Source organism: Paraburkholderia sp. HD33-4, assembly GCF_021390635.1.
Classification (GTDB): Bacteria; Pseudomonadota; Gammaproteobacteria; order Burkholderiales; family Burkholderiaceae; genus Paraburkholderia.
The window spans coordinates 1-25,156 of the sequence record NZ_JAJEJS010000001.1 but is presented as its reverse complement, the minus strand read 5'-3'; the positions used below and the strand labels follow the sequence as shown (position 1 = coordinate 25,156).

The 25,156-nt window shown below is 60.1% G+C and carries 18 protein-coding genes and 3 pseudogenes; 9 read left to right on the top strand and 12 right to left on the bottom strand.

Features of this window, described 5'->3' with window-relative positions; translation table 11 throughout:
- Positions 1-188 precede the first annotated feature (188 nt).
- From dbpA to cadR, 3 genes are all read right to left on the bottom strand, one after another.
- The gene (gene dbpA / locus L0U84_RS00105; RefSeq protein ID WP_233845987.1) at positions 189-1,592 is read right to left on the bottom strand and encodes an ATP-dependent RNA helicase DbpA; all 1,404 of its coding nucleotides are present in this window, start codon (positions 1,590-1,592) and stop codon (positions 189-191) included.
- Between the two features lie 23 nt (positions 1,593-1,615).
- Positions 1,616-1,816: a hypothetical protein gene (locus tag L0U84_RS00100; protein ID WP_233845985.1), complete on the bottom strand. Its 201-nt coding sequence runs from the start codon at positions 1,814-1,816 to the stop codon at positions 1,616-1,618.
- Positions 1,817-1,938: 122 nt separating this feature from the next.
- A complete protein-coding gene (gene cadR / locus L0U84_RS00095) occupies positions 1,939-2,370 on the bottom strand; it encodes a Cd(II)/Pb(II)-responsive transcriptional regulator (protein ID WP_129956701.1) in 432 nt (143 codons plus the stop codon).
- Positions 2,371-2,451: 81 nt separating this feature from the next.
- Between cadR and L0U84_RS00090 the strand changes: the two genes are divergently transcribed.
- Positions 2,452-4,866, top strand: coding sequence for a heavy metal translocating P-type ATPase (locus tag L0U84_RS00090; protein ID WP_442793959.1), 2,415 nt, complete (start codon positions 2,452-2,454; stop codon positions 4,864-4,866).
- 36 nt (positions 4,867-4,902) lie between these two features.
- Here L0U84_RS00090 and eutC read toward each other — a convergent pair whose 3' ends face one another.
- Entirely contained in the window at positions 4,903-5,694 is a 792-nt protein-coding gene (gene eutC / locus L0U84_RS00085; protein ID WP_233845975.1) for an ethanolamine ammonia-lyase subunit EutC, read from the bottom strand.
- Complete coding sequence (locus L0U84_RS00080) at positions 5,691-7,085, bottom strand: ethanolamine ammonia-lyase subunit EutB (protein WP_233845973.1); 1,395 nt, start codon at positions 7,083-7,085, stop codon at positions 5,691-5,693. The genes eutC and L0U84_RS00080 overlap by 4 nt, the downstream gene beginning before the upstream one ends.
- A 327-nt stretch (positions 7,086-7,412) precedes the next feature.
- On the opposite strand from L0U84_RS00080, the gene L0U84_RS00075 reads away from it, so the two are divergent.
- The 7 genes and pseudogenes from L0U84_RS00075 to L0U84_RS00045 all read left to right on the top strand — a co-directional run.
- Positions 7,413-8,294: an AraC family transcriptional regulator gene (locus L0U84_RS00075; RefSeq protein WP_233845970.1), complete on the top strand. Its 882-nt coding sequence runs from the start codon at positions 7,413-7,415 to the stop codon at positions 8,292-8,294.
- Positions 8,295-9,306: 1,012 nt separating this feature from the next.
- Positions 9,307-9,750 carry a hypothetical protein gene (locus L0U84_RS00070; RefSeq protein ID WP_233845968.1) on the top strand — a complete coding sequence of 148 codons (444 nt, stop codon included), beginning with the start codon at positions 9,307-9,309 and terminating at the stop codon, positions 9,748-9,750.
- 167 nt (positions 9,751-9,917) lie between these two features.
- Positions 9,918-11,483, top strand: coding sequence for a recombinase family protein (locus tag L0U84_RS00065; protein WP_233845966.1), 1,566 nt, complete (start codon positions 9,918-9,920; stop codon positions 11,481-11,483).
- 29 nt (positions 11,484-11,512) lie between these two features.
- Entirely contained in the window at positions 11,513-12,382 is an 870-nt protein-coding gene (locus L0U84_RS00060) for a ParB/RepB/Spo0J family partition protein (RefSeq protein WP_267939716.1), read from the top strand.
- A pseudogene (locus L0U84_RS00055) lies at positions 12,379-12,501 on the top strand (plasmid partitioning protein RepB C-terminal domain-containing protein); the annotation flags it as partial. The gene L0U84_RS00060 and the pseudogene L0U84_RS00055, both read left to right, overlap by 4 nt.
- A gap of 141 nt (positions 12,502-12,642) precedes the next feature.
- Positions 12,643-14,121, top strand: coding sequence for an IS21 family transposase (gene istA, locus L0U84_RS00050; RefSeq protein ID WP_267939715.1), 1,479 nt, complete (start codon positions 12,643-12,645; stop codon positions 14,119-14,121).
- Positions 14,114-14,434 (top strand): annotated as a pseudogene (locus L0U84_RS00045) (ATP-binding protein); the annotation flags it as partial. The gene istA and the pseudogene L0U84_RS00045, both read left to right, overlap by 8 nt.
- A gap of 28 nt (positions 14,435-14,462) precedes the next feature.
- Here the strand turns inward: L0U84_RS00045 and L0U84_RS00040 are convergent.
- The gene (locus tag L0U84_RS00040) at positions 14,463-16,520 is read right to left on the bottom strand and encodes a recombinase family protein (protein ID WP_233845960.1); all 2,058 of its coding nucleotides are present in this window, start codon (positions 16,518-16,520) and stop codon (positions 14,463-14,465) included.
- Positions 16,501-16,668 carry a hypothetical protein gene (locus L0U84_RS00035; protein ID WP_011493047.1) on the bottom strand — a complete coding sequence of 56 codons (168 nt, stop codon included), beginning with the start codon at positions 16,666-16,668 and terminating at the stop codon, positions 16,501-16,503. The genes L0U84_RS00040 and L0U84_RS00035 overlap by 20 nt, the downstream gene beginning before the upstream one ends.
- Before the next feature lie 294 nt (positions 16,669-16,962).
- On the opposite strand from L0U84_RS00035, the pseudogene L0U84_RS00030 reads away from it, so the two are divergent.
- Positions 16,963-17,457: pseudogene (locus tag L0U84_RS00030) on the top strand (ATP-binding protein); the annotation flags it as partial.
- 66 nt (positions 17,458-17,523) lie between these two features.
- On the opposite strand, the gene L0U84_RS00025 reads toward L0U84_RS00030, so the two are convergent.
- From L0U84_RS00025 to dnaA, 5 genes are all read right to left on the bottom strand, one after another.
- Entirely contained in the window at positions 17,524-18,705 is a 1,182-nt protein-coding gene (locus L0U84_RS00025; RefSeq protein ID WP_233845958.1) for an integrase catalytic domain-containing protein, read from the bottom strand.
- Positions 18,686-19,384 carry a TnsA endonuclease N-terminal domain-containing protein gene (locus L0U84_RS00020; RefSeq protein ID WP_233845956.1) on the bottom strand — a complete coding sequence of 233 codons (699 nt, stop codon included), beginning with the start codon at positions 19,382-19,384 and terminating at the stop codon, positions 18,686-18,688. Before L0U84_RS00020 ends, L0U84_RS00025 begins: the two co-directional genes overlap by 20 nt.
- Before the next feature lie 604 nt (positions 19,385-19,988).
- Positions 19,989-22,460: a DNA topoisomerase (ATP-hydrolyzing) subunit B gene (gene gyrB / locus L0U84_RS00015; RefSeq protein ID WP_233845954.1), complete on the bottom strand. Its 2,472-nt coding sequence runs from the start codon at positions 22,458-22,460 to the stop codon at positions 19,989-19,991.
- Positions 22,461-22,574: 114 nt separating this feature from the next.
- Complete coding sequence (gene dnaN / locus L0U84_RS00010; protein WP_129956695.1) at positions 22,575-23,678, bottom strand: DNA polymerase III subunit beta; 1,104 nt, start codon at positions 23,676-23,678, stop codon at positions 22,575-22,577.
- Positions 23,679-24,220: 542 nt separating this feature from the next.
- Positions 24,221-25,156, bottom strand: a 936-nt coding sequence (gene dnaA, locus L0U84_RS00005; RefSeq protein WP_233799567.1) for a chromosomal replication initiator protein DnaA, incomplete at its 5' end; no start/stop codon positions are given.

Below are 25,156 nucleotides of genomic sequence, written 5' to 3'. Positions count from 1 at the left end.
GCGGCGCGAACGGCCGGCGCAGCTCGGCCACCGTGACGCCCCTGGATCCGGGGTGCGCAGCGCGGCGCCGCTACGAACACAGCGCAGAAACGGGCTTCTGAAGCAAAAGGCGCTTGTGAAAACGGCCGCATACGCGGCCGCTTTTTCGAATCATCTGACTTTCACGGAAAGCCGGAGCTTCGGGTGAATCAGGCTTCGTCCATCAAACGGACCTTGACCTTGCGTCCCTTCAGCTTGCCCGCGCTGAGCCGGCGCACCGCCTCGCGCGCGATGCTGCGCTCCACCGCGACATAGGTCGACATGTCGGTCACGTTGATCTTGCCGATCTGCGAGCCCGCGAAACCGGCGTCGCCGGTCAGCGCGCCGAGCACGTCGCCGGGACGGATCTTGTCCTTGCGGCCGCCGAGGATCTGCAGCGTTTCCATCGGCGGCAGCAGCGGCTCGTTGCTGGCCGCCTTCAGTTCGGCCAGCTTGTGCCATTCGACGTCGCGCTTGTGCGCCTGCTCGATCCCACCGACACGCCCCATCTCGTCCATGCTCGCGAGACTGAGCGCCCAGCCTTCCTGATCGGCGCGGCCCGTGCGGCCGATGCGGTGCGTGTGCACTTCCGGGTCCGGCGTCACGTCGACGTTGATCACCGCTTCGAGTTGCGCGATGTCGAGGCCGCGCGCGGCGACGTCGGTTGCGACGAGCACTGAGCAGCTGCGGTTTGCGAACTGGATCAGCACCTGATCGCGCTCGCGCTGATCGAGTTCGCCGTGCAGCGCGAGCGCATGAAAGCCCTGCGCGCGCAGTACGTCGAGCAGATCGCGACACTGCTGCTTGGTGTTGCAGAACGCGATCGTGCTGACCGGTCGATAGTGGTTCAGCAGCAGACCGACCGCGTGCAGCCGTTCATCTTCGCTCACTTCATAGAAGCGCTGACGGATCTTGCTGTCGTCGTGCCGCTCGGCGAGTTTGATTTCCTTGGGATTGCGCAGAAATTGCTGGCTCAGCTTCGCAATGCCTTCAGGGTACGTCGCCGAAAACAGCAGCGTCTGCCGCTCTTTTGGGCACTGCCGCGCGACCTTCGCGATGTCGTCGAAGAAACCCATGTCGAGCATGCGGTCGGCTTCGTCGAGCACGAGCGTGTTCAGCGCTTGAAGCACGAGGGTGCCGCGTTCGAGGTGATCCATGATGCGGCCAGGCGTGCCGACCACGACGTGCGCGCCGTGTTCGAGGCTGGCCGTCTGCGGACGCATCGGCGTACCGCCGCACAAGGTCAGCACCTTGATGTTTTCTTCCGCGCGCGCGAGGCGGCGGATTTCCTGCGTGACCTGATCGGCGAGTTCGCGCGTCGGACACAGCACCATGGCCTGCGTGTCGAATTTGCGTGCGTCGAGGCGCGCGAGCAGCGCCAGCGAAAACGCCGCGGTCTTGCCGCTGCCGGTTTTCGCCTGGGCGATCAGGTCGTTGCCGGCAAGCGCGATCGGCAGACTGGCGGCCTGGATCGGCGTCATTTCGACGTAGCCGAGCTGCGTCAGGTTCGCGAGCGTCGCGGGCGGCAGCGGCAGCTCGCTGAATGCGGCGCCGGTGGAGGTGGGACTGTTCATAGGGTCGTCTGCAGGAATCGCGATTACTCGGCCATCGGGCCCTGGTCGGGGCGGCCCGGCAGTTGCTCGTACAGCACCTTGCCGTCGTCACCGTCGAAACGCTCGACGTAGTTGCGAGCGCCGCACAGCGGGCAGCGGAACAGGAGCCCCTGGCCTTCGTTCTTGATGACGACGTCGGATTGCTCCCACTGCGCGCCGCAGGACTGGTTTCTACAGGTGAACACGTTGATTCTCCAACTGGATTCGATGATCGATCGGCAAGGTCGCAGGCGCGGCCTTGCCGTGTATGGGGTTGTTGCGCCGGCGCTGCGTCGTGATGCGATAGCGCACGACGGCCGGCACGGCTTCAGCCGAGATGCGTATGCCGCGGACGCGGCACGGCCACATCCATGTCGGTCAGGCCGTGCACGATGCCGCAGTCCTCGACCGGATGCTCGCCGTGGCATTGATCGCGCAGCGTCGTCAGTTGCGCCTTCAGCTGCTGCAGCTCTTCGATACGCGTGTCGACGTGCGCGACATGCTCGTCGATCAGCGCATGCATGCTGCCGCAGCCGTTCGCCGGCGCGTCGGTCAAACGCAGCAATGCGCGGATTTCGTCGTGGGTCATGTCCAGCGCGCGGCAATTGCGGATGAAGCGCAGGCGCTCGACGTGCTTCGCCGTGTAACTGCGGTAATTGGCTTCGGTGCGCTCCGCCTCGGGCAGCAGGCGCTCTTTCTCGTAGAAACGGATGGTTTCCGTCGTGCAATGGGCGATTTTCGCCAGTTCGCCGATCTTCATGGACCTTTCCTCCACGCGGCCTTGACCTTGTAGTGGCTTCAAGGTGTTTACTAGACCACAAATCGCACGAGGAAGCCACCAATGCCTGATACCAACCGTTTTGCCGTCGATCGTCCAGAAGTGGGCGAAGCCTGTACGCACGGGGCTTGCGGGGAGATTGGCGCGCGGCGCGAGCATGCGCATGACGCCGACAGTTGCGGCGAACATCGGCATGAAGAGCACGCTCACCACGATGACCATGACCATGACCATGACCACGGCCACGGCCACGCCCACGATCACGCCCACGAGCACGCCCACGATCACGCTGATGGCGCTTGCTGCGCCTCCACCACGTTCGCGCCGACTTCGCTGCGCCTGCCGCCTTCCGAAGCGGTCGGCAACGACCTGCGCACTGCGATCCGCATCCTGCAGATGGACTGCCCGACCGAGGAAGCGCTGATCCGCAAAAAGCTCGGCCGCATGCCGTCCGTGCGCAGCATGGAATTCAACCTGATGCAGCGCGTGCTGACTGTCATCCACGCGCCGGAGGCGCTCGACACGGTCCTCGCCGCGCTGCGCTCGCTCGACTTCACGCCCGAACTGGCAAGCGACACCGACGATGCCAACGCTGCATCCGTGGCGGCCGCTGGCGCCATGCGCAAGCCGTGGTGGCCCTTGATTCTCGCCGGCGTCGTCGCGGCGGCTTCAGAAGCCGCTAGCTGGCTCGGTGCGCCCACCTGGGTGGTGGCGGGTATGGCAGTCATCGCGATCGCCTCTTGCGGCCTCACGACGTATCGCAAAGGCTGGCTTGCGCTGCGTAACGGCAACATGAACATCAATGCGCTGATGAGCATCGCCGTGACCGGCGCGGCATTGCTCGGCCAGTGGCCCGAAGCCGCGATGGTGATGGTGCTGTTCACGATCGCCGAGCTGATCGAAGCGCATTCGCTCGATCGCGCGCGCAACGCGATCGAAGGGCTGATGCGGCTCACGCCGGAAGAAGCCAGCGTGCAGCAATCCGATGGCGCGTGGCAGTTCGTCCGCGTCGACGCGATCGCGCCCGGCGCGCTGGTGCGCGTGAAGCCGGGCGAGCGGATCGCGCTCGACGGCGAGATCGTCTCGGGCCGTTCGAGCGTCGATCAGGCGCCGATCACCGGCGAGAGCCTGCCGGTCGACAAAACGACCGGCGACACCGTATTCGCCGGCACGATCAACCAGGCGGGCTCGTTCGACTACCGCGTGACGGCCGCGGCGGGCAACACGACGCTCGCGCGCATCATCCACGCGGTCGAGGAGGCCCAGGGCACGAAGGCGCCGACGCAGCGCTTCGTCGATGAATTCGCGCGCGTCTATACGCCGATCGTGTTCGCGATTGCGCTCGCCGTCGCGCTGGTTCCGCCGCTGCTGTTCGGTGGAGCGTGGCACGCGTGGGTCTACAAGGCGCTGGTGCTGCTGGTGATCGCGTGTCCGTGCGCTCTCGTGATTTCGACGCCGGTGACGATCGTCAGCGGGCTTGCGGCCGCGGCGCGCAAGGGGATTCTGATCAAGGGCGGCGTATACCTCGAACAGGGGCGCCAGCTGACCCGGTTGGCGCTCGATAAAACCGGCACGATTACGCATGGCAAGCCGGTGCAGACGGAGTTCGAGGCGCTTGGCGACGACGGTGACGCGCACCGCTACCGCACGCTCGCGGCGAGCCTCGCGGGACGCTCCGACCATCCCGTTTCGATGGCGATTGCTGCTGCCGCAGATGACGACGGCGTCGAACACCTGCACGTCGATGCGTTCGAAGCGATCGCTGGACGCGGCGTGCGCGGCGACATCGGCGGCATCGCGTACTGGCTCGGCAATCATCGTCTGGTCGAGGAACTGGGCCGCTGCTCGCCGCAACTCGAAGCGCGTCTCGATGCGCTCGAACAGCAAGGCAAAACCGTCGTGATGCTGGTCGACGCGCAGCGCGTGCTCGCGCTGTTTGCGGTCGCCGACACGGTGAAGGAGACGAGCCGCGCCGCCGTCGCTGAATTGCGGCGACTCGGCGTCGCCACCTCGATGCTGACCGGCGACAACCGCCACACCGCCGAGGCGATCGCGCAACAGGTCGGCGTCGATCAAGTGCGCGGCGATCAGTTGCCCGAGGACAAACTCGCTGCGGTCGCGCAATGGTCGGCCGATGGCGCGACCGTCGGGATGGTCGGCGATGGCATCAACGATGCGCCCGCACTCGCGCGCGCTGACATCGGCTTCGCGATGGGTGCGATGGGCACCGATACTGCTATCGAGACGGCCGACGTCGCGCTGATGGACGACGATCTGCGCAAGATTCCGGCGTTCATCCGGTTGTCGAAGGCGACGTATGCGGTGCTGGTGCAGAACATCGCGCTCGCGCTGGGCATCAAGAGCGTGTTTCTCGTGCTGACGTTGATGGGCTTCGGCACGATGTGGATGGCGGTGTTCGCCGATGTAGGCGCGAGTTTGCTGGTGGTGGGCAATGGCTTGAGGTTGTTGCGCAAGTGAGCGACGGGCGTGTGGCGTTTGCTTTCGCGTTGCGTCCTACGTTGAACCGTCGCTCACCGCGGGATGCGTTGCTGCGCCCGCCAGTAGCTCATCGCTGTCGTCTTTCAAACCTACGCCGGTGAGTTTGAGCTTCCTCGCCTGCGTGAGCAGATAGTGCAGCTTGTGCGCGGCCTGCGGATAGTCGAGTCCCTCGGGCCGCACGTTCGAAATGCAGTTGCGCTGCGCGTCGCTGCAACCCGCTTTCGGCGCGTACGTGATGTAGATGCCGAGGCTATCCGGTGAGCTCAAACCCGGCCGCTCGCCGATCAGCATCACGACGATTTTCGCGTCGAGCAATTCGCCGATCTCGTCGCCAAGCGCGACGCGCGCCTGACGCGCGATCACTACGGGACCGACGCTCCAACCCGCAAGCTTTGGACGTACAGCTTGCAGCAACGGCACAGCCTGCTTCGACGCGGCAAATGCCGATAGACCATCGCCAATGACGAACAGCACATCGGTTGATTGTGCCGGCAATTGCGCGAGCGCCGCGCGACTCTCATCCGACAGACGCCGCCCCAGGTCAGGTCGCCGCAAATAATGCTCCCGATCCGGCGCGGCGCTATGCACGTCGAGCGTGTTGAAACCTTGCGAGCGCAGCTGTGCGTGCAGTGGCTCCACGTCGAGCGGATGGTGCACGGCGTCGCGCGCCTGCGCATGCGCGAGATTGAACGCGAGCAATGGCGCGGTCGGCAGGCTGTTGCCCGCGCGACCCAACGCGATGCGTGCCTGCGTAAACCGACGCAGCGCGTTCCATGGATCCTTATCGAGTGCGTCGTTCTCGCTCATGCGATCCCCATCCAGTCGCGTGCGCCTTCGAGCAGCGGTTGCCGCGTCGATGCACTGATCAGTGCGCCGCGTGCGTCGATGATCTGCATCGATTCCAGCCATTCCTCGAATTCAGGCGCGCGCCGTAAACCGAGCACGTCACGCACGTACAGCGCATCGTGAAACGACGTGCTCTGATAGTTGAGCATGACGTCGTCCGCGCCCGGCACGCCCATGATGAAATTGATGCCCGCGACGCCGAGCAGCGTCAGCAGATTGTCCATGTCGTCCTGATCCGCTTCGGCATGGTTCGTATAGCAGATATCGCAGCCCATCGGCACGCCGAGCAGCTTGCCGCAGAAGTGATCCTCGAGACCCGCACGCGTGATCTGCTTGCCGTCGTACAGATACTCGGGGCCGATGAAACCGACCACCGTGTTCACCAGGAACGGCTTGAACTTGCGCGCGACCGCATAGGCTCGCGCCTCGCAGGTCTGCTGGTCGACGCCGAAATGCGCATTCGCCGACAACGCGCTGCCCTGCCCCGTTTCGAAGTACATCAGATTGCTGCCGACGGTGCCGCGTTGCAGCGACAACCCCGCCTCGTACGCTTGCTGCAGCAGCGCGAGCGAAATGCCGAAGCTCGCGTTCGCTTTCTCGGTGCCCGCGATCGACTGGAACACGAGATCGACCGGCGCGCCTTTTTCGATCGCCGCGATCGTGCTCGTCACATGCGTGAGGACGCATGACTGCGTCGGCACCTGATAGCGCTGACGGAATCCGTCGATCATGTGAAGCAGCTTCGTGATCGCGGCGAGATTGTCGCTCGCGGGGTTGATGCCGATCATTGCGTCCCCGCAGCCGTACATCAGGCCGTCGAGCATCGAGGCGGCGATGCCCTTGACGTCGTCGGTCGGGTGGTTCGGTTGCAGGCGTACGGACATGCGGCCCGGTAAACCGACCGTGTTGCGAAAGCGGGTGACGACCGGGCGTTTACGGGCGGCGGCGATCAGGTCCTGGTTGCGCATCAGCTTCGAGACCGCGGCGACCATTTCAGGCGTGAGGCCCTGGGTGATGCGGGTGAGTGCGTCGGTGTCGGTTGTGGCGCTGAGCAGCCAGTTGCGGAAATCGCCTACCGTCAGATGCGAGATTTCGGCGAAGGCTTGTGGCGAGTGATCGTCGATGATCAGGCGGGTGACTTCGTCGGTTTCGTAGGGGATCAGCGGTTCGTTCAGGAACGTGCGCAGCGGCACCTGTGCCAGCGCCATTTTGGCGGCGACCCGCTCTTCTTCGCTCGTTGCCGCGACGCCTGCCAGTTGGTCGCCGGAGCGCTGCGGGCTCGCTTTGGCTAGTAAGGTCTTCAGGTCGGCGAACCGGTACGTGCGACTGCCGATCGACTCGGTATAGCTCATGTTTGCGGCTCCATCGCTTCGCGCGAACGCGGGTAGGAATGGGAACGGCGGCTGCTTGCTGCTGGTGGTGTGGATTACACACCATAGCGCCAAATTGAGGCAGCGTCACGTTGCGGCGGGTCGGGGCTGTTTGCCGATGCTGCGTTTGGTGCTCCCGCTTGTGTACGTGCGCGCGCTTGCGCGCGCGGCGTGGCGTGGCGTGGTCAACAAGCGCTTAATCCGCTTCTCGCGGACCGCGTTAAATCCGCAGGATTTGGTAAACGGCCCGCACGCCGCGGCGTGATACTTTGCTTGCATGCTCTCGCGCCAATTTTCTGCGGTCCAGCTATGAATGAATCAAACCATCGGGCTCGATATGAAACGCGACTCGCACGCGTGCTCGATCATATCTACGATCACCTCGACGAGCCGCTCGATATCGATCGGCTTGCGGAGATTGCATGCCTGTCGCCATATCACTGGCACCGGATTTATCAGGCGATGTACGGCGAGACGGTCGCGACGACGGTCCGCCGTTTACGGTTGCATCGCGCGGCGGGGTTTCTCGCAAACAGCTCGATGCCGATTGCCCTGATCGCCGAGCGTTCCGGGTATAGCAGTTTGCAGTCATTTTCGCGGACGTTTCGCGCGGTGTTTGGTGTGCCGCCGGCGCAGTATCGCAAGCAGGGCACGCACAGCCGGTTTCGGCCGGCGCTTTCAGGAGACGATCAGATGACGATGATTCGTGAGGTCGTGATTCGTTACGTGGAGCCGATGGAGATTCTGTCGGTCGATCATGTCGGGCCTTATATGCAGATCGGCAAGGCTTTTGATGCTTTGTTTGGGTGGCTTGCGAAACATAATCTGCTCGAGGCACAGATGCGGATGATCGGCGTTTACTTCGATGATCCGGGGCTGGTCGAAGAGCAGGCGCTGCGCTCGAAGGCGGGAGTGCTGTTGCCGGGACCGGTGATGGCTGAAGTTGCTTCTGCCGTTGGGATGGGTGGCGGGGTTTCTGTCACGCGTATACGCGGCGGGGAATATGCGGTGTTGCGGCATGTTGGGCCGTATAGCGATATGCGGGCGGCTTACGAGTGGTTATACGCGACCTGGCTCGTGCAGTCTGGAAGAGAGGCGGCGGATGCGCCGGTGTTCGAGGAGTATTTGAATAGTCCCAAGGAGACTGCGCCTGCGGAGTTGATTACGGAGATCTGTTTGCCGTTGGGGTGAGGCGCGGGTGGCTGGGCGGGTGCTCGCGACTTCTGCTTGCTGCGATGTTGCTGTTCTCGTGTGCGTATACGTTGCGCAGGTTTCGGTTTGCTTCTCTGATTTTTATAGTCTTTGTATATGTATACGTAGTAATAGTTAACAAGTGACGCGTTCGGCTGTGGATAACTTGGAAGTTCGTTTACGGATCAACGCGCTGCGGAATCGATAACCCTTGGGAGCGCGGGCGGACAGGTTAACGGAGCCAGGGAGAACTTTTAGTCGGTCCGTTAACGCTGAGCGTTTATCAAGGTTTCGCCCACAACGTGTTCGGCTGCTTTTACAAAACTTGTCCAAAGGGGGATGTGGATAAGTCGCCTTGAGTGAAAGGCCATTAGAAGATCTCGTCGGCGGCAACTGAATGGTCGCGCCCCGCGGATTTTCAACCGCAGCCATTCAGAGTCGGGGCTCGCAAATCGATTTTTCTGTAGGCGCAACTGCCACTCGATGTGATTCGCTCAGTATCGGTTCGGGACTGTGTCGCGGAGGCGGGCAACAAAAAACCCCGCAAGCCTTTACGGCTGCGGGGTTTCAGGACTCTATCGCACGACTTGATGAGATGCTCGGTCGAGCTTCGCACTACACCTGTAGCGAGACTCAAAACGTGAGATTTTTGGGCCCGTCAGACAAGGCTCGGCGGACTGTGGGACGCATGAGATGAGATTAGGGGAAGCATCGCGTGAGATTTTTGGCCGCGCAGCTGAGCCCGAATGAGAACGGGGTACTTTCCTGGCGAGTTTCTCCCATCACCGTCGCCCATAGGGCAGTCGTGAGCCAACCATCTCGATGCACACTGACGGTCAAGAAATGTCCAAATTTCTGCGACTGGTCTACTACCGCGCCAAACACATAGGGATGGCCGGTTAACGAAGCGATTACCGAGTAAGCCCCTCTCTATCCCGTCTCAGTCCAGTGGTTTCAGTGGCTGGTCGAGGCGTCGGAGTCCGCCCGTCGCAGCCTGACATGGAGGGTTTTCATGAAATCGACCCGCCTTTGTCTCGCCTGTGGCAACGCGTTCGTGCCGCTGCTGCATGTTCCCCGTCAGCGATATTGCTCCTCGAAAGCGTGCCAGCGCGCCCGTCGACGCAACTGGCAGAACAACCGGCTCCGCATCGATAGCGACTATCGCGACAACCAGGCCCGGGCGCAGGCGAAATGGCGCGCAGGCCACTCGAGCTACTGGCGCGAATATCGAGCTGCTCACCCGGCGTATCGCGAGCGCAACCGCAGTATGCAGCGAACGCGCAACGCACGGCGGAGTCACACGCCGATTGCAAAGATGGACGTTGTCAGGCTCCCCCGGCCGCTGGACTCTGGCTTCTACGTGCTATCTCACGCCGAAGACATCGGCGTTGCAAATATGAACGCGTGGACCGTCCACATAGCCGTGCTGTCCGCGCCGCCAGCGCCACCGACGTGATTGCAAAGAGATGACTTGATACGCATTGGTGTCGGGCCTGCTACCTTTGCCTTGTCACCGTTCGCTTTCGAACGCGACCACCTGACGTGAAGCTGCGACGCTCGCATTCGACGTTCCCTTGCGCCCGGTGGCTGTCGCGTTTCCGTGTTTGAGTTGCGGGGTGGAGCATGTCATTCAATAACGCGGATGCACCAGTCGTGGCCAATTCGCCTGCCGGGCGCGCAGCGGAGTACGTCCGCATGTCGACCGAGCATCAGCAGTATTCGACCGAGAATCAGCGCGACCGGATTCGAGATTACGCAGCCCGGCGCGGATTCGAAATCGTCCGCACATACGCCGATGAGGGCAAAAGCGGCCTTCGAATCGACGGTCGGCAGGCACTGCAAAATCTCATATCCGATGTGGTCAATGGCAACGCTGACTTCACCGTAATCCTCGTCTACGACGTGAGTCGCTGGGGGCGATTCCAGGATGCCGACGAGAGCGCGTATTACGAGTACATCTGCCGCCGCGCTGGCATCCAGGTGGCGTACTGCGCCGAGCAGTTCGAGAACGACGGGTCGCCTGTCTCGACTATCGTGAAAGGGGTGAAGCGGGCCATGGCCGGCGAATACAGCCGGGAGCTGTCGGCGAAGGTGTTCGCCGGCCAGTGTCGTCTGATTGAGATGGGTTTCCGGCAAGGAGGCCCGGCTGGCTATGGACTACGCCGCGTATTGGTCGACGACCACGGTCTCATGAAAGCAGAATTGCGCCGGGGCGAACATAAGAGCCTGCAGACAGACCGGGTAATTCTCATGCCGGGACCGGAAAGCGAAGTCCGAACCGTCAACCTGATTTACGACTGGTTTATCGACGGGTCGCTCGATGAATACGAAATTGCAGCGCGTCTGAACGGCATGCGCGTGCGGACTGACCTCGACCGGGAATGGACTCGAGCCACGGTACGGGAGGTATTGACCAACGAGAAATACATCGGCAACAACGTGTACAACCGTGTGTCGTTCAAGCTGAAGAAAATGCGCGTGACCAACACACCAGACATGTGGATTCGAAAGGAAGGCGCATTTCAGGCCATTGTGCCGAGCGAGACGTTCTACACCGCCCAGGGCATCATGAGAGCACGAGCGCGTCGCTATTCAGATGAGGAGCTAATCGAGCGGCTGCGCAACCTGTACCGAAGTCGCGGGTTTCTGTCCGGCGTCGTGATTGACGAAACGGATGGCATGCCATCTACGTCTGTTTACGTATACCGCTTCGGCAGCCTGATTCGCGCCTACCAGACCGTGGGTTTTACGCCGGGCCGGGATTATCGTTACATCGAAACCAACCGCTTCCTGCGGCAACTGCATCCAGAAATCGTCGCGCAGACAGAGACGAAAATCGCGGATTTGGGTGGCACGGTGATACGCGACCCGGCAACCGACCTGCTGACGGTCAATGACGAGTTCACGGCCTGCATCGTGCTCGCGCGCTGCCAGGCGCATGACAACGGCCGCAACCACTGGAAGGTGCGTTTTGATACGAGCCTTCTGCCGGACATCACTGTTGCGGTACGGCTCGACCAGACGAACGCATCGACGCTGGACTACTACCTGCTGCCACATCTGGATTTTTGCCAACCTCGCATTCAGCTGGCAGACCAGAACCCCATCGAGTTTGAGAGCTATCGCTTCGATACGCTGGACTACCTCTATGGCATGGCTGAACGCGCCCGTCTCAGGAGAGTAGCGTGAATTCGCGACAGCAGACCGGAGAAATCCGTATGGTCCCCGTCAATCAGATTGAGGTCATCAATCCGAGGGAACGGAACAGTCGGGTTTTCAAGGAAATCGTCGACAACATCAAGGCCATCGGTCTCAAAAAGCCTATTGTGGTTACGCCGCGAGCCACGGCAGGCGGCATAGAAAAATATCTGCTCGTGTGCGGCGAGGGGCGATTGAAGGCGTTCCGCACGCTCGGGGAAACGACTATTCCCGCGCTCGTCGTGAGCGTCAGCGATGAGGACGCGTTCGTCATGAGTCTGACTGAAAACATTGCGCGCAGACAGTGTCGTCCCATCGAACGGCTCGCCGGCATCCGGCAATTGCAGCAGCAGGGGTATGCACCGAAGGTCATCGCCGAAAAAACGGGGCTCACACAGACTTACGTTCACGGCATCCTGACGCTGCTGCATCAAGGGGAAGAGAGACTCGTGGTTGCGGTGGAGAAAGGCCTCGTTCCCCTGAACGCCGCCCTCACGATTGTCGGCGCCGGCGACGACGACGCTGAAATACAGGCCGCACTCCAGGAGGCCTACGAGTCGGGCAAATTGTGGGGCAAACAACTAATGAACGCTCGCCGTGTCATCGAACGCAGAAAAGCGCTTGGGAGAAGCACTGCGCGCAATATGACCAGAAAGTCCGCTGCCGTCACGACATCGAGTCTCGTACGCACGTATGAGCGCGAGGTAGAACGTCAGAAATCCATGGTCAGGAAGGCCGAATTCACACAACAGCGGTTGCTGTTTGTCGTCGGTGCGTTGAGGCAACTGTTCGCCGATGAGAACTTCATCAACCTTCTGCGCGCGGAAGGACTGGCCAGCCTGCCGAAATATCTTGCCGAACGCGTCTGGCCAAACGGGAGTGTTACATGACCGGCGTCACTCTTGGATTCATCCCCGAGCCGTTGTCAGTGCCAGTTTGCAACATCCTGCCTTCGCGCAGGATACCGGCCCCCGTGGTCGAATCGAGAAAATACAAGCAGATAAGAACCTGTTGATGTTCACGCAGAATTGACCCACTAAGGGGCGTAATTTTCATCGAATTTTGACCCACGTGATTGAATGTCCTGCTCAATCTTTGAGCAGGGGATACAGAGGTGATCACGGTGGGCATATTGGCCAAGATCAGGCGGATGTATTTCCGCGAGCAGGTCCCGCTGCGCGAGATTGCGAGGCGTACGGGCCTGTCCCGAAACACGGTGCGCAGCTGGCTGCGGCAGACCGATTCTGTCGAGCCGAAGTATCCAAAGCGCGTCAGTCCGAGCGTTGTTGACGAGTGGGCCGCACAGCTGACGGGCTGGCTGCGGGCGGACAGTCATCGCCCGAAGCGCGACCGGCGCACCGCGCGATTCATGTTCGAGGCGATCCGCGGCGAGGGTTACGCGGGCAGCTACGGCCGCGTCAGCGCGTTCGTGAGGCGCTGGCATGAGGAACAGGCCGAAGCGCCGCGCAGAAAGGCCTACGTGCCGCTCGCCTTCGAGCCCGGCGAAGCCTTCCAGTTCGACTGGAGCTGCGAATACGCCTTCATCGGCGGGCTGCGGCGGCGCCTCGAGGTTGCCCACGTCAAACTCAACGCCAGCCGCGCGTTCTGGCTCGTCGCCTATCCCACCCAGAGTCACGAGATGCTGTTCGACGCGCACGCCCGCGCATTCGCCGCATTCGGCGGTGTGCCCAGGCGCGGCATCTACGACAACATGAAGACCGCCGTGGACAAGGTTGGCCGCGGCAAGGAGCGCGCGGTCAACGCACGCTTCGAAGCGATGTGCAGCCACTATCTGTTCGAGCCAGAGTTCTGCAACCGGGCGGCAGGCTGGGAGAAAGGCATCGTCGAAAAGAATGTTCAGGACCGCCGACGGCAGATCTGGCACGAAGCGGCGCTACGGCGCTGGGAGACGCTGGAGATTCTGAACGAATGGGTCGCCGGCCAGTGTCGCGAAGCCTGGCACATGCGGCACCCGCAATGGCCCGAGCTGACAGTCGAGGACGTGTTGCAGGACGAGCGCACCCGGCTGATGCCCAACCCACGGCCGTTCGACGGCTACGTCGAGCAGACCCTGCGGGTTTCGTCGACCAGCCTGATCCACGTCCAGCGCAACCGCTACAGCGTGCCTACCGAGTACACGAACCAGCTGGTGAGCGTGCGCTGCTATCCGGCGTATCTCAGCGTCGTCGCCGACGCGCACGAGATCGCCCGCCACGAACGCAGCTTCGAGCGGCACATGACCTTTTACGACTGGCGACACTACATCACGCTGGTCGAGCGCAAACCCGGCGCACTGCGCAACGGTGCGCCCTTCATCACGATGCCGCAACCGCTGCAGCTATTGCAGCGGCACCTGCTCAAACACCCGGGCGGCGATCGCATCATGACGCAGGTGCTCGCCGCGGTGCGCGAACACGGACTCGATGCTGTGCTGCTCGCTGTGCAGGCTGCGCTGGATTCAGGGCGCCCCAGTGGGGAGCATGTCCTGAACGTGCTGAGCCGGCTGAAGGCGCCTGTCACGAGTGCCAGTCTCGCCACCACGAAACTCCAGCTCAAGGAAGAACCGGCGGCTGACGTGAATCGCTACGAGACGCTACGCGCCAACCCACCGGAGGATCGTCATGTCTAACGACATCATTGCCCAGCTCAAGGGCCTCAAACTGCACGGCATGGCGAGTACCTGGCCGGAGCTACTGGCACAGGCGCGTCACACTGACTTCGAGCCGGAGCGCTTCATGAAGCAGCTGTTGATGGCGGAAACCGCCGAACGGCAGGTCCGCTCGATCGCTTACCAGATGACCGCCGCACGCTTCCCGGCTCACCGCGACCTGAAAGGCTTCGACTTCGCACAGGCACAAGTTGATGAAGCGCTGATTCGTGAACTCAGCGAACTGTCGTTTCTCGCAAGCGCACACAACGTCGTGTTCATCGGCGGCCCCGGGCACGAGACATAATGCTCACCTCCCTATGTCATTGAAGATCAATGGATAATTGATTTGAGTTATCTGATTGCGGACGGTCCGCAGCTCGTCGCTCCAGATAATTGTCGACGTCCACCTGCTGGATGATCCATGGCGCACCCAGACAAGCCTGTGACGCCGGCAACCTCCCGACTCGAATCAGGCGGATGACGGTTGGCGCACTGATACCCAGCAGGGTGGCTACTTCTGTAACCGTCAGTTCGCGGCGCTCCTGCCGTTCGCCTTCGCGATATGCAGGGATTCGATGGTCCTTCCGCAGCGTGCAGATTCGCGCGGCGGTCCAGGTGTGGCCCTTCGCCGTCCGTTTGCCTAGTCGATTGATGACCGCCGCTACGCCTTGATCTGCCAACGTTCTCGCCAACGCGCGAACGATGTCTATCGTTGCGACATCGGTGGCCCAGCGATGCTCACCTGTGTGGTTCTTCTCGAACACGATCTCGGTGTGATCGCCTCCTTGCCAATGCACGAGTGCACGAATCGTGTCGTCCTGCTTTGTGGCAACGATCTCCTTGACGACCGTCCTAAGAATGCGTTTCTTGATCTCGACCGAACTGGCCGGGTGGTGCCATAGCCGGGGCAGGTCTTCACCGAGTCGCAGAAGTTCATCACGCGCGCCCGCACTCAGCGCCCTCGATGACTGTTCGCGCAGGAGGTCGAGTTCGGTCTGTATTTGCACCTGCGTCTTCAGCGTTTCATTCCACCGTCGCTCAAGTTCCGCCGCAACCAGCCGGTTCTCAGGATCAATCGCATCGTATTGCCGACGTGCTCGCGCAGCTTCATACCGCGCCTGTTCAAGTGCCAGCTCCTTGTGCCGCACGCGTTCGTCCTGCTCTGTTCGTGTACGTTCAATGGCCTCGAGTGATGCACGAATACCTAACGGTTGAAGTTGGCGCAAAACTTCTTCAGTAACGCGTTGATCAACACGAACCGCACCAAACGAAATGCAGCGAGGGCCACCATGATTGATCATGCTGCCCTGACAGTTGTACCGCGCGACGGTGCCTTTGGTGCCGGAATACGCAACGTGCAGCTTGCGCCCGCAGTGACCGCAACGAAGCAGTCCCGCCAGAAGCGAGCTCCCGCGCTTGACAGCGCCGCGGACCATGCTGCCCTTCATGTTCGCGTTATTGGTAATCAATTTGCGGTTCGCCTCGTACTCGTCCCAGCTAATGTAGCCCGCGTGGTGCTCGATGATCAAGGCCTGCCATTCCTCGCGCTGAAGGGGGTTGCCCGCAAACACTCGCTTGCGTCCGTTCACAATGCGAGCAATAGTCCGGGTCTTGCCAAACGCGTATGCGCCGCCATAAGTCGGATTCGTCAGGATGTGCAGAAGGGTGTTATAGACGGGAAGCTTCCATACAATGTGGCGACCGTCCGGGCCGTAGTTCACCGCGGGTAGCTCAATGCATTCCTGTCGAATCCATAGGAGGACCTGCCTGACGCTACCAAACTCGCGAAACTTCCGGAACGCCAGATCGAGCGCTTCCCGGACGCGGGTATCAGGATCCTTCTCGATACGATTTCCTTGTGCACGCACATAACCGATTGGCACCGACGTGAACAGTTCACCGCGTTTGGCTTTCTGATCAAGAGCCGCCTGTGAGCGTTGGCGAAACGTCGAAAGCTCCATCTCGGAAAGCGTGCCCTTCATGCCTAACAGGAGGCGATCGTTAGGCTGTCTCGGATCGTAAATTCCATCTTCGTCAATCAGCAGGCATCCTACAAGACGGCAGAATTCCAGAAGCGTGTGCCAGTCACGACCATTGCGCGCAAGACGCGAGGCTTCGATGCAGAATACGGCACCCACTTCGCCGCTGCACAGTGCCACCAATAGGCGCTCGAATCCGGGACGATGATTGCCAGAGCCGGAGCGACCCAGGTCGTCATCGATAACCGTCGCATCTGGCCAGCCAAGTCCGCGTGCGCGATCGGCAAGCCCGTATTGGCGCAACTGGCTCTCGCGATTGTGGTGGACCTGATCCAGCGTTGACTGACGGACGTACACGTATGCACGACGGGAAAGGTGTTCAGCGCCGATCTTGCTCATCACGCGCCTCCGCTTCGATGACGTCGATCAACGCGAACATCAGCAGCGCCAGTTGCGTCACCAGCTCGGCTTGCATCTCCTCTGATACTAACGCCTCCGGCACAGTTTCCTCGAACAGATCCTTCTGCCTCGTCATCTGGTTGCGCATCTTTGCCTCCCTCAGGTGTTACCGCCGCAAAGCACGATAACGCCGTGTCGACCAGGCGCAGAAGTTCGATCAGCACCGCATGAGGCAACTCCGGCTGGACGACGACAGACATGCGGGCAGCATCCTCGCCTGCCATCCACGGCGGAAGATGCGTCAGAGTGCCATCGGGCTGCCTGATAGTCAGATACGACTCGCCCCGGTAATTGTTCATCCCGATGACGGTTATCCGTTCACCGCAGCGAGGGTGAAACGGATAGCGGATGATCACATCATCGCAATGATGATGGGCAGTGTGTAGTGGGTTCGCCGGGCACTGGCAAGACGCACCTTGCCTCGGCAATCGGAATCGAGGCCGTACAGCGCCACGGCAAGCGTGTGCGTTACTTCTCAACTGTCGAGCTGACCAACGCCCTGGAGCAGGAGAAATCGGCGGGCAAACAAGGCCAGATCGCACACAAGCTGATGTACGTCGATCTGGTGATTCTCGATGAACTTGGCTATCTGCCGTTCAGCCAGACCGGTGGCGCATTGCTGTTCCACCTGCTGTCAAAGCTGTACGAGCATACGAGTGTCGCGATCACCACCAATCTCAGCTTCGGCGAGTGGGCAACGGTGTTCGGGGATGCAAAGATGACGACAGCGCTGCTGGACCGGGTTACGCATCATTGCCACATCGTCGAGACTGGCAACGAATCGTGGCGCTTCAGGACCAGTTCTGCCAAAGCGAAGGCAACGAGAAAAAGGGCAGCAAAACCGGCTGGAAACGAAGAGTTATCCACACCGGAATAGATGTACTACGCTGTCTCGAGGTGGGTCAAATTTAGATGAAAACGGTGGGTTAAGACTCCGTGAAAATCAACACAATGTCTTCAGGAAGCGCTCAACTGCGCCTTTGAACCATGGTTGACGTTTTGGGCAAAACGTCACGATCATGCCGAGTTCGAACGCAACCTTCTTGAGCTCGTCGCTGTGAAATTCCTGCCCATTGTCACAGACAAGTTCACGGATCTTGCCGTGACACGGCCAGTCGTTTTGAAGATCCGGATAGCGATCTCGAAGATCAGCCTTTGGCACTATGGCGTGCCTCAGGCACCGCAGGACAGCATGGACTGACGGGCCCTGAAATCCAACGTGCATACCGACCGGCATCCTTGAATACCGATCAAGTGCGATGGTCACTGTCGGACGCCCCAAGGGTAAATTTGTCCTCTCGTCGATCACAAAGAGGTCCAGAGGCGAGTGATCGATCTCGACACGCTCAAGGATCTGTTCAACATGGACCCCGAGGCCACTTGTACGAAACTTGATCTTCGCGATGCGCTTTCCACGGCGGGCCGCCGTTACATCAAACGAATCGAGGGAACAGATCGCCCGATATACCGTGGCAAGACTCGGCATCGGAACCTTCTCGCTCTCGCTGCGAAATTCATTTTCGCGATCTACCCGGTAACGGAGGTCAGCATACACATCAGTCACGGAGCCTCGTTCCCGCGCCATGTATATCGAGTCGATCGATTGTTGCAGCAAGTTCAGGCTGGGAAGGGGTAACCTGCTCCCACCCCCTCTGCGATCGAATCGATCGATCAATGCCCGGTTGTCGCCACCTGCTCGTGAGATGCTGCGAGCCCATCTGTAGACGCTGATAGGACTGGGCGGATGCGGGTCGTTCAGTTCCCTCGCACATTCCTTAATGAGCGGAGCTAGTACAGTTGCCGTCGAGACTATCGGCCCCCGCGCAAGCAACATGTCCAAGTACTTTCTTTTCCGAAGTGCCTTCCCTTGGACGAGGTCTGGGAAGGTTGATAGCGGGCGCCCCAGTCGTGAGAACACCGGCTCGCCGACGTTCGTTGTCTCGTCCAGAAAGCGCAGCCGACCAGATTGATATTGCCTCTGCAGCTCCGTTGTCGACGTCACGGTTATTGCGCCGGTGACCGCCGCTGTCAGGTGCACTAGTCCTTCGGCCGTGAGATGCACGATCCTATGAACTTGGTCATCCACTTCGATGGACACCCCAACCTTAAAAATATAGTTCTTCATCGTTCGGCTCGCGGGTTTGAATGGACAAGGCAGTCGATTCGCTCAACGGCTGACGCAGATCACAGGTCAGCAGATCTTGAGCAAGGAACTGCCAAACGGCTGCGGTGGAACCGAGACGCGCGCTCGCACGTCCAACCGTCAGCAATTTCTCATCGAAGAGTGGTGCAACAGCCAGCCTTCGTTGCAAGCCGGACAACGGTTTGCTTAGGTAGGGGAATAACGTGTTCAGATTAGACAGGAGTGTGCCGCTACGAATCTGAGTGTCCGTCAGAACGCGAAACGGCACGCCGAGTTCGGAAAAATGTTCCCCAATGTGTCGCAGCCGGCTTTCTTCGTCTGGCGCAAGCGCCTTTTCTTCTGGTTTGATCTCAATGAGGAGCAAAGCGCCGCTGGCCAGAGTAAGCTCAAAGTCTGGCGTGTACTTCCGCGTTTTTTCTTCGGACGAGTAATAAATCGAGTATGGTTGTTCGCGATAACTGACGACGCCGCGAGAAAATTCGAAAAGAAACAATGCATCACGCTCGATCAATGACTCGAACGCGACGGTTCTGCCTGATTTTCGGGAAGGAAAACGGCCGCGGAAGATCCCACCGGTAGGCCGGACGACTTGTCGTGCGGGGATGTGATGACTCCCCTGCCTAGCCGTCGGCGTGACGGTGGCATGCGGTTTGTTTTGCATGATTCACTCCGCTTGCAAATTAAAAGAGCGCATTAAACCCTCTCAACTTGCGAGATCAGAAAAAATTGGGCGCAAAAACTTGACCGGAGGCGGGGGATTGACGATACTTCGATTGTCCAGATCGGGTAGCGTCAGCTCCCACCAGCGGGGCGAGCTTCCAATAGGGGGTTTGCTCCGTTTTTACATTCAGACCTCCTTTTATTCGTGCCCGTCAAAATCGATGGGCGAGCACAGTGCTGCTTAAAATTAGCATCTTTTTGCAATGAAGACGTTATTTTATTGATTGCCGGCCTGCGATTAATAACTATTGCAGTATTTTCTGCTGCGAACCGGTCGCCTTGAGTTTAATTCGCAACGCTTTGCAATTCCAGGAAAATTTCATTTTTTATCGCGCAATCATTTTCACTAGCGCAATGTACAACATTTATTGAATTACAGTTCCCCGGTCGTCTCGGGGTAAGGTTTTTGGCCTCGAAAAAATAAAATAGCCCGGAAGACGTGGCTCGTCGACCGGGCTATAGCATTGCTCTAGATTTTCACAAACACTGAGAAATAATTTTCATCTCAGTGAGAATTTTTTCACTATCTCTGACAACCTACACCTTTAAACGTCGATATTCCCCGCCCTAAGCGCATTAGACTCGATGAACGCCCTCCGCGGCTCGACATCATCCCCCATCAGCGTAGTAAAGATCCCATCAGCAGCAATAGCATCCTCGATCTGCACTCTCAGAAGACGGCGCACTTGCGGATCCATAGTCGTTTCCCAAAGCTGCTCAGGATTCATCTCACCGAGGCCTTTATAGCGCTGCTTGGACATATTCCGCTCGGCATCAGCAAGCAGCCACTTCATCGCACTCTTGAAGTCGGTGACAGCCATACTCCGCTCCCCACGCTTGATCACAGCGCCAGAGCCAATCAGCCCCTTAAACGTATTAGCGGTAGTCACCAGTTGCTGATAATCCGCGGTCAACTGAAACTCTTCATCGATAACGGAAATCTTCTGATTCCCATGATGCGTCCGCGCGACGCGCAGCGAGCGCAGTTCTCGCACGGGGTCATACATCGTGGTTACGGTGACATCAGGCTTCAGCGCATCATCCCGCAGCTTCGCTTCGAGGGCGCGAGCCGAAGCCTCGGCCGCCTGCTCGCTGGTTAGATCGATAACGACGCCATCCATCACGGCCTCGAGCGCACCAGCGTCATACAAGCGGCTCAAACGATCAACCACCGCCTGCGCCAACAGATAAGCCCGAGCCAACTCACCCAACGCATCCCCGGTAATCGGCGTCGCACCTTCAGAAGCCACCAACTCCGATCCCTGCAGCGCGAGCCGAAGAATATGAGCATTCACTTCCGACTCATCCTTCAGATACCGCTCGTCCTTCCCCGCCTTGATCTTGTACAGCGGCGGCTGTGCGATATAGATATAACCTCGCTCGATCATCTCAGGCATCTGCCGATAGAAGAACGTCAACAACAGCGTCCGGATGTGCGCACCATCGACGTCAGCATCGGTCATGATGATGATGCGGTGATAACGCAGCTTCTCGAGGTTGTAGTCTTCCTTGCCGATCCCGCACCCAAGCGCGGTAATCAGCGTAACGATCTGCTCGGAAGAAAGCAGCTTGTCGTAACGTGCCTTCTCGACGTTCAGCACCTTACCGCGCAGCGGCAAGATAGCCTGAAACTTGCGGTCACGCCCCTGCTTCGCCGACCCGCCCGCCGAGTCACCCTCGACGATATAGATCTCCGACTTCGCCGGATCCTTCTCCTGGCAATCCGCGAGCTTCCCGGGCAAACCAACGCCATCGAGCACGCCCTTGCGGCGCGTCATCTCACGCGCCTTGCGCGCCGCATCGCGCGCACGCGCCGCATCGACGATCTTGCCGCAGATGATCTTCGCGTCGCCCGGCGTCTCAAGGAGGAATTCCTCGAGCGCCTTCGCGACCACATCTTCCACCGGCGCGCGCACTTCCGACGACACCAGCTTGTCCTTCGTCTGCGAGCTGAACTTCGGCTCCGGCACCTTCACCGACAGCACGCACGATAGCCCTTCACGCATGTCGTCGCCCGACGTTTCGACCTTCGCCTTCTTCGCGACTTCGTGATCGGCGATGTACTTGTTCAGCACGCGCGTCATCGCCGCACGCAAACCGGTAAGGTGCGTGCCGCCGTCGCGCTGCGGAATGTTGTTCGTGAAGCACAGCACGTTTTCGTTGTAGCTGTCGTTCCACTGCATCGCCACTTCGACGCCCACACCCTCCTTCTCGCCAATGATGTGGAAGATGTTCGGATGCAGCACGGACTTGTTCTTGTTGATGTACTCGACAAAGCCCTTCACGCCGCCGACGAACGCAAAATCTTCTTCCTTGCCCGAGCGCTGATCCAGCAAACGAATCCGCACGCCGTTATTGAGGAACGAAAGCTCGCGAATCCGCTTCGCGAGAATGTCGTAGTGATATTCGACGTTGCCGAAAATCGTCTCGTCGGCCATGAAATGCACTTCGGTACCGCGGTTTTCGGTGTCGCCGACCACCTGCATCGGCGACGTGGTCACGCCGTCGATTTCTTCGAGCATGCGGTTCTGCGGCACGCCACGGTGGAATTCCATGAAGTGCTTCTTGCCGTCGCGGCGCACGGTCAGACGCAGCCACGCGGAAAGCGCGTTCACGCACGACACGCCCACGCCGTGCAGGCCGCCCGACACCTTGTAGCTGTTCTGGTCGAACTTGCCGCCGGCGTGCAACTCGGTCATCACGATTTCAGCGGCGCTGCGCTTCGGATCGTGCTTGTCGTCCATCTTCAGGCCGGTCGGCACGCCGCGGCCGTTGTCGGTGATCGAGATCGAGTTGTCCGCGTGAATGATCACCTGGATGTCGTTGCAATGCCCGGCGAGCGCTTCGTCGATAGAGTTGTCGAGCACTTCGAACACGAGGTGGTGCAAACCGGTGCCATCCGATGTATCCCCGATGTACATCCCAGGCCGCTTGCGCACGGCTTCCAGACCTTCGAGGATCTGGATTGACGAGGCGCCGTAGCTGTTATCGGGCTGCGTATTGTTCGTTTCAGTCATGGATTTTTTCCGGTTCTGCGTTACTGCAAGGTTGCTGCTCTGGACTTTTCAAAACGCCATAAAAACGCCAAAGGGGCGCTGCGCCCCTTGGTGTTCTTCTTGATGTTGGACGCGTCAGATGCGCATCGGCATCACCACGTACTTGAATTCGTCGTTCTCGGGAATCGTGATCAACGCGCTGGAGCTGGCATCACCCAGGCTCACCTGCAACATGTCGACCTTCAGGTTCGCGAGCACGTCGAGCAGATACGTGACGTTGAACCCGATATCTACGCTGTCGCCGTCGTACGCGATTTCCAGTTCTTCCTGCGCCTCTTCCTGATCGGCGTTGGTCGACATGATCTTCAACTGGCCCGGCTCGACGATGCAGCGCACGCCCTTGAACTTATCCGACGTCAGAATCGCCGCGCGTTGCAGAGAGCGCTGCAGTTCTTCACGGCCAATCTGGAATTTGTTCTTGTGCGACTTCGGAATCACGCGCTGGAAGTCGGGGAACTTGCCTTCCACGAGCTTCGACACGAGTTCGACCTGGCCGAACGTGAACTTGACCTGCGTCTGCGCGATGTCGATCTTCAGCGTGTCGTCGATGTCTTCGAGCAGGCGCTGCAATTCGAGAATCGTCTTGCGCGGAATGATTACTTCCTGGCGCGCGAACGAGCCTTCGATCTTCATCGACGAAAACGCGAGACGGTGCCCGTCCGTCGCGACCGCCATCAGCTGATCGCCGTCCACCACCAGCAGCATGCCGTTCAGGTAGTAGCGGATGTCCTGCTGGGCCATCGAGAAATGGACCATGCCGAGCAGCTGGCGAAACGTCTTTTGCGGAACCACGAGGCTCGCGCCGTAGTCTTTAGCCTGAGCGACGGTCGGGAACTCGTCCGCGGCGAGCGTTTGCAGCGCAAAGCGGCTCTTGCCGGATTGCACTGTCAGGCGCTTGTCGTTCAACGTCAGCGTGACCTGGCCATCGGGCATCGCGCGCAGAATGTCGAGGAGCTTGCGCGCCGCCACCGTGGTCGCAACCGAATCGCCGCCCACGCCGAAGTCGGCGCGCGTGGTGATCTGCAACTCGAGGTCGGTCGACAGGAACGATACGTCGGGACCGTTCTTGGTGATCAGCAAATTGGCGAGGATCGGCAACGTATGGCGGCGTTCGACGATGCCGCTCACGGTTTGCAGCGGCCTGAGGAGGTTATCGCGTTCGGTCTTGACCAGTTGCATAGGGTTCCTTCGTTGATATAACGGCCTGCACGCCTTGCAGGACAAGCTTTCCAGCGTGCAGCCGCAGCTCCCCGCCGGCGCCACGCAAGCGCCCGTCACGGCGTGAAATCCGCCCGCGGCCGCCGGGCGGTTAAACCTGTATTGTGCCTGAAAACGGGACCGCCTCACTAAATTGGGGGCGAGTCTGGGAATAAACAGGTCGATTTTGCGGAGCGGGGTCTCGGTCGCTCGCGGTTTGTTGCGCCGCTGCGCTGCGCGGCCGGTTCGCGGGCGGCCTATTGCGCCAGGTCGGGCAGGTCAAGCCGTATCCTCGTCGCACTTTTCCCCGCGCTTTTACGCCACTCTCCGGCTGCTTGCCGTTGCGCTCCTGTCGTTATCCCGTCCGGGTCCGGCAGATGGGCGCCGGTTGCTCGTTCGATGCCCCGCTTCCACGTTTCCCTGCTTCCGTTGCTGGCGCGGCCCACTTGCAGCCGCTACCAATCCACATTCGCATTTCACTCCGCGCCCGCGGCGGTTCATAGTCGTGGGCGCAGCCAGCCCGTTTAGCCCTTCAGCGTCTGCTCCAGCACGTGCAGTTCGTGATTCAGCTGCGCGTCCTTGCTGCGCTCGTCGGCGATCTTACGCACCGCGTGCAGCACCGTCGTGTGGTCGCGGCCGCCGAACAGCTCGCCGATTTCCGGCAGACTCTTCTGCGTCAATTCCTTCGCCAGATACATCGCGATCTGCCGCGGCCGCGCGATGTTCGCCGGACGCTTCTTCGAATACATGTCCGCGACCTTGATGCTGTAAAAGTCGGCGACCGTCTTCTGGATGTTTTCCACTGAAATCTGCCGGTTCTGCACCGTCAGCAGATCTTTCAGCGCTTCCTTGGTCAGTTCGATCGTGATTTCGCGGCCGTGGAACTTCGAATACGCGAGGATCTTGCGCAGCGCGCCTTCGAGCTCGCGCACGTTCGAACGCAGATGCTTCGCGACGAAGAACGCGACGTCCTCGTTCAGGCTCACGAATTCCGATTGCGCCTTGCGCATCAGAATCGCGACGCGCATTTCGAGTTCGGGCGGCTCGATCGCCACCGTCAGGCCGGAGTCGAAGCGCGAGATCAGGCGATCGTCGATACCCGAAATTTCCTTCGGATACGTGTCGCTCGTGATGATCACCTGCGCCTTGTTCGCGACCAGCGCCTCGAACGCGTAGAAGAATTCCTCTTGCGTGCGCGACTTGCCCGAGAAGAACTGAATATCGTCGATCAGCAGCAGGTCGAGCGAGTGGTAGTAGCGCTTGAAGTCGTCGAACGCCTTGCGCTGGTACGCCTTCACGACGTCGGACACATATTGTTCCGCGTGGATGTAGCGAATCCGCGCGCCGGGTTTGTCCATCAGCAACTGATTGCCGATCGCGTGGATCAGGTGGGTCTTGCCGAGGCCCACGCCACCGTACAGGAACAACGGGTTGTACGAGATGCCGGGGTTGTCGGCGAC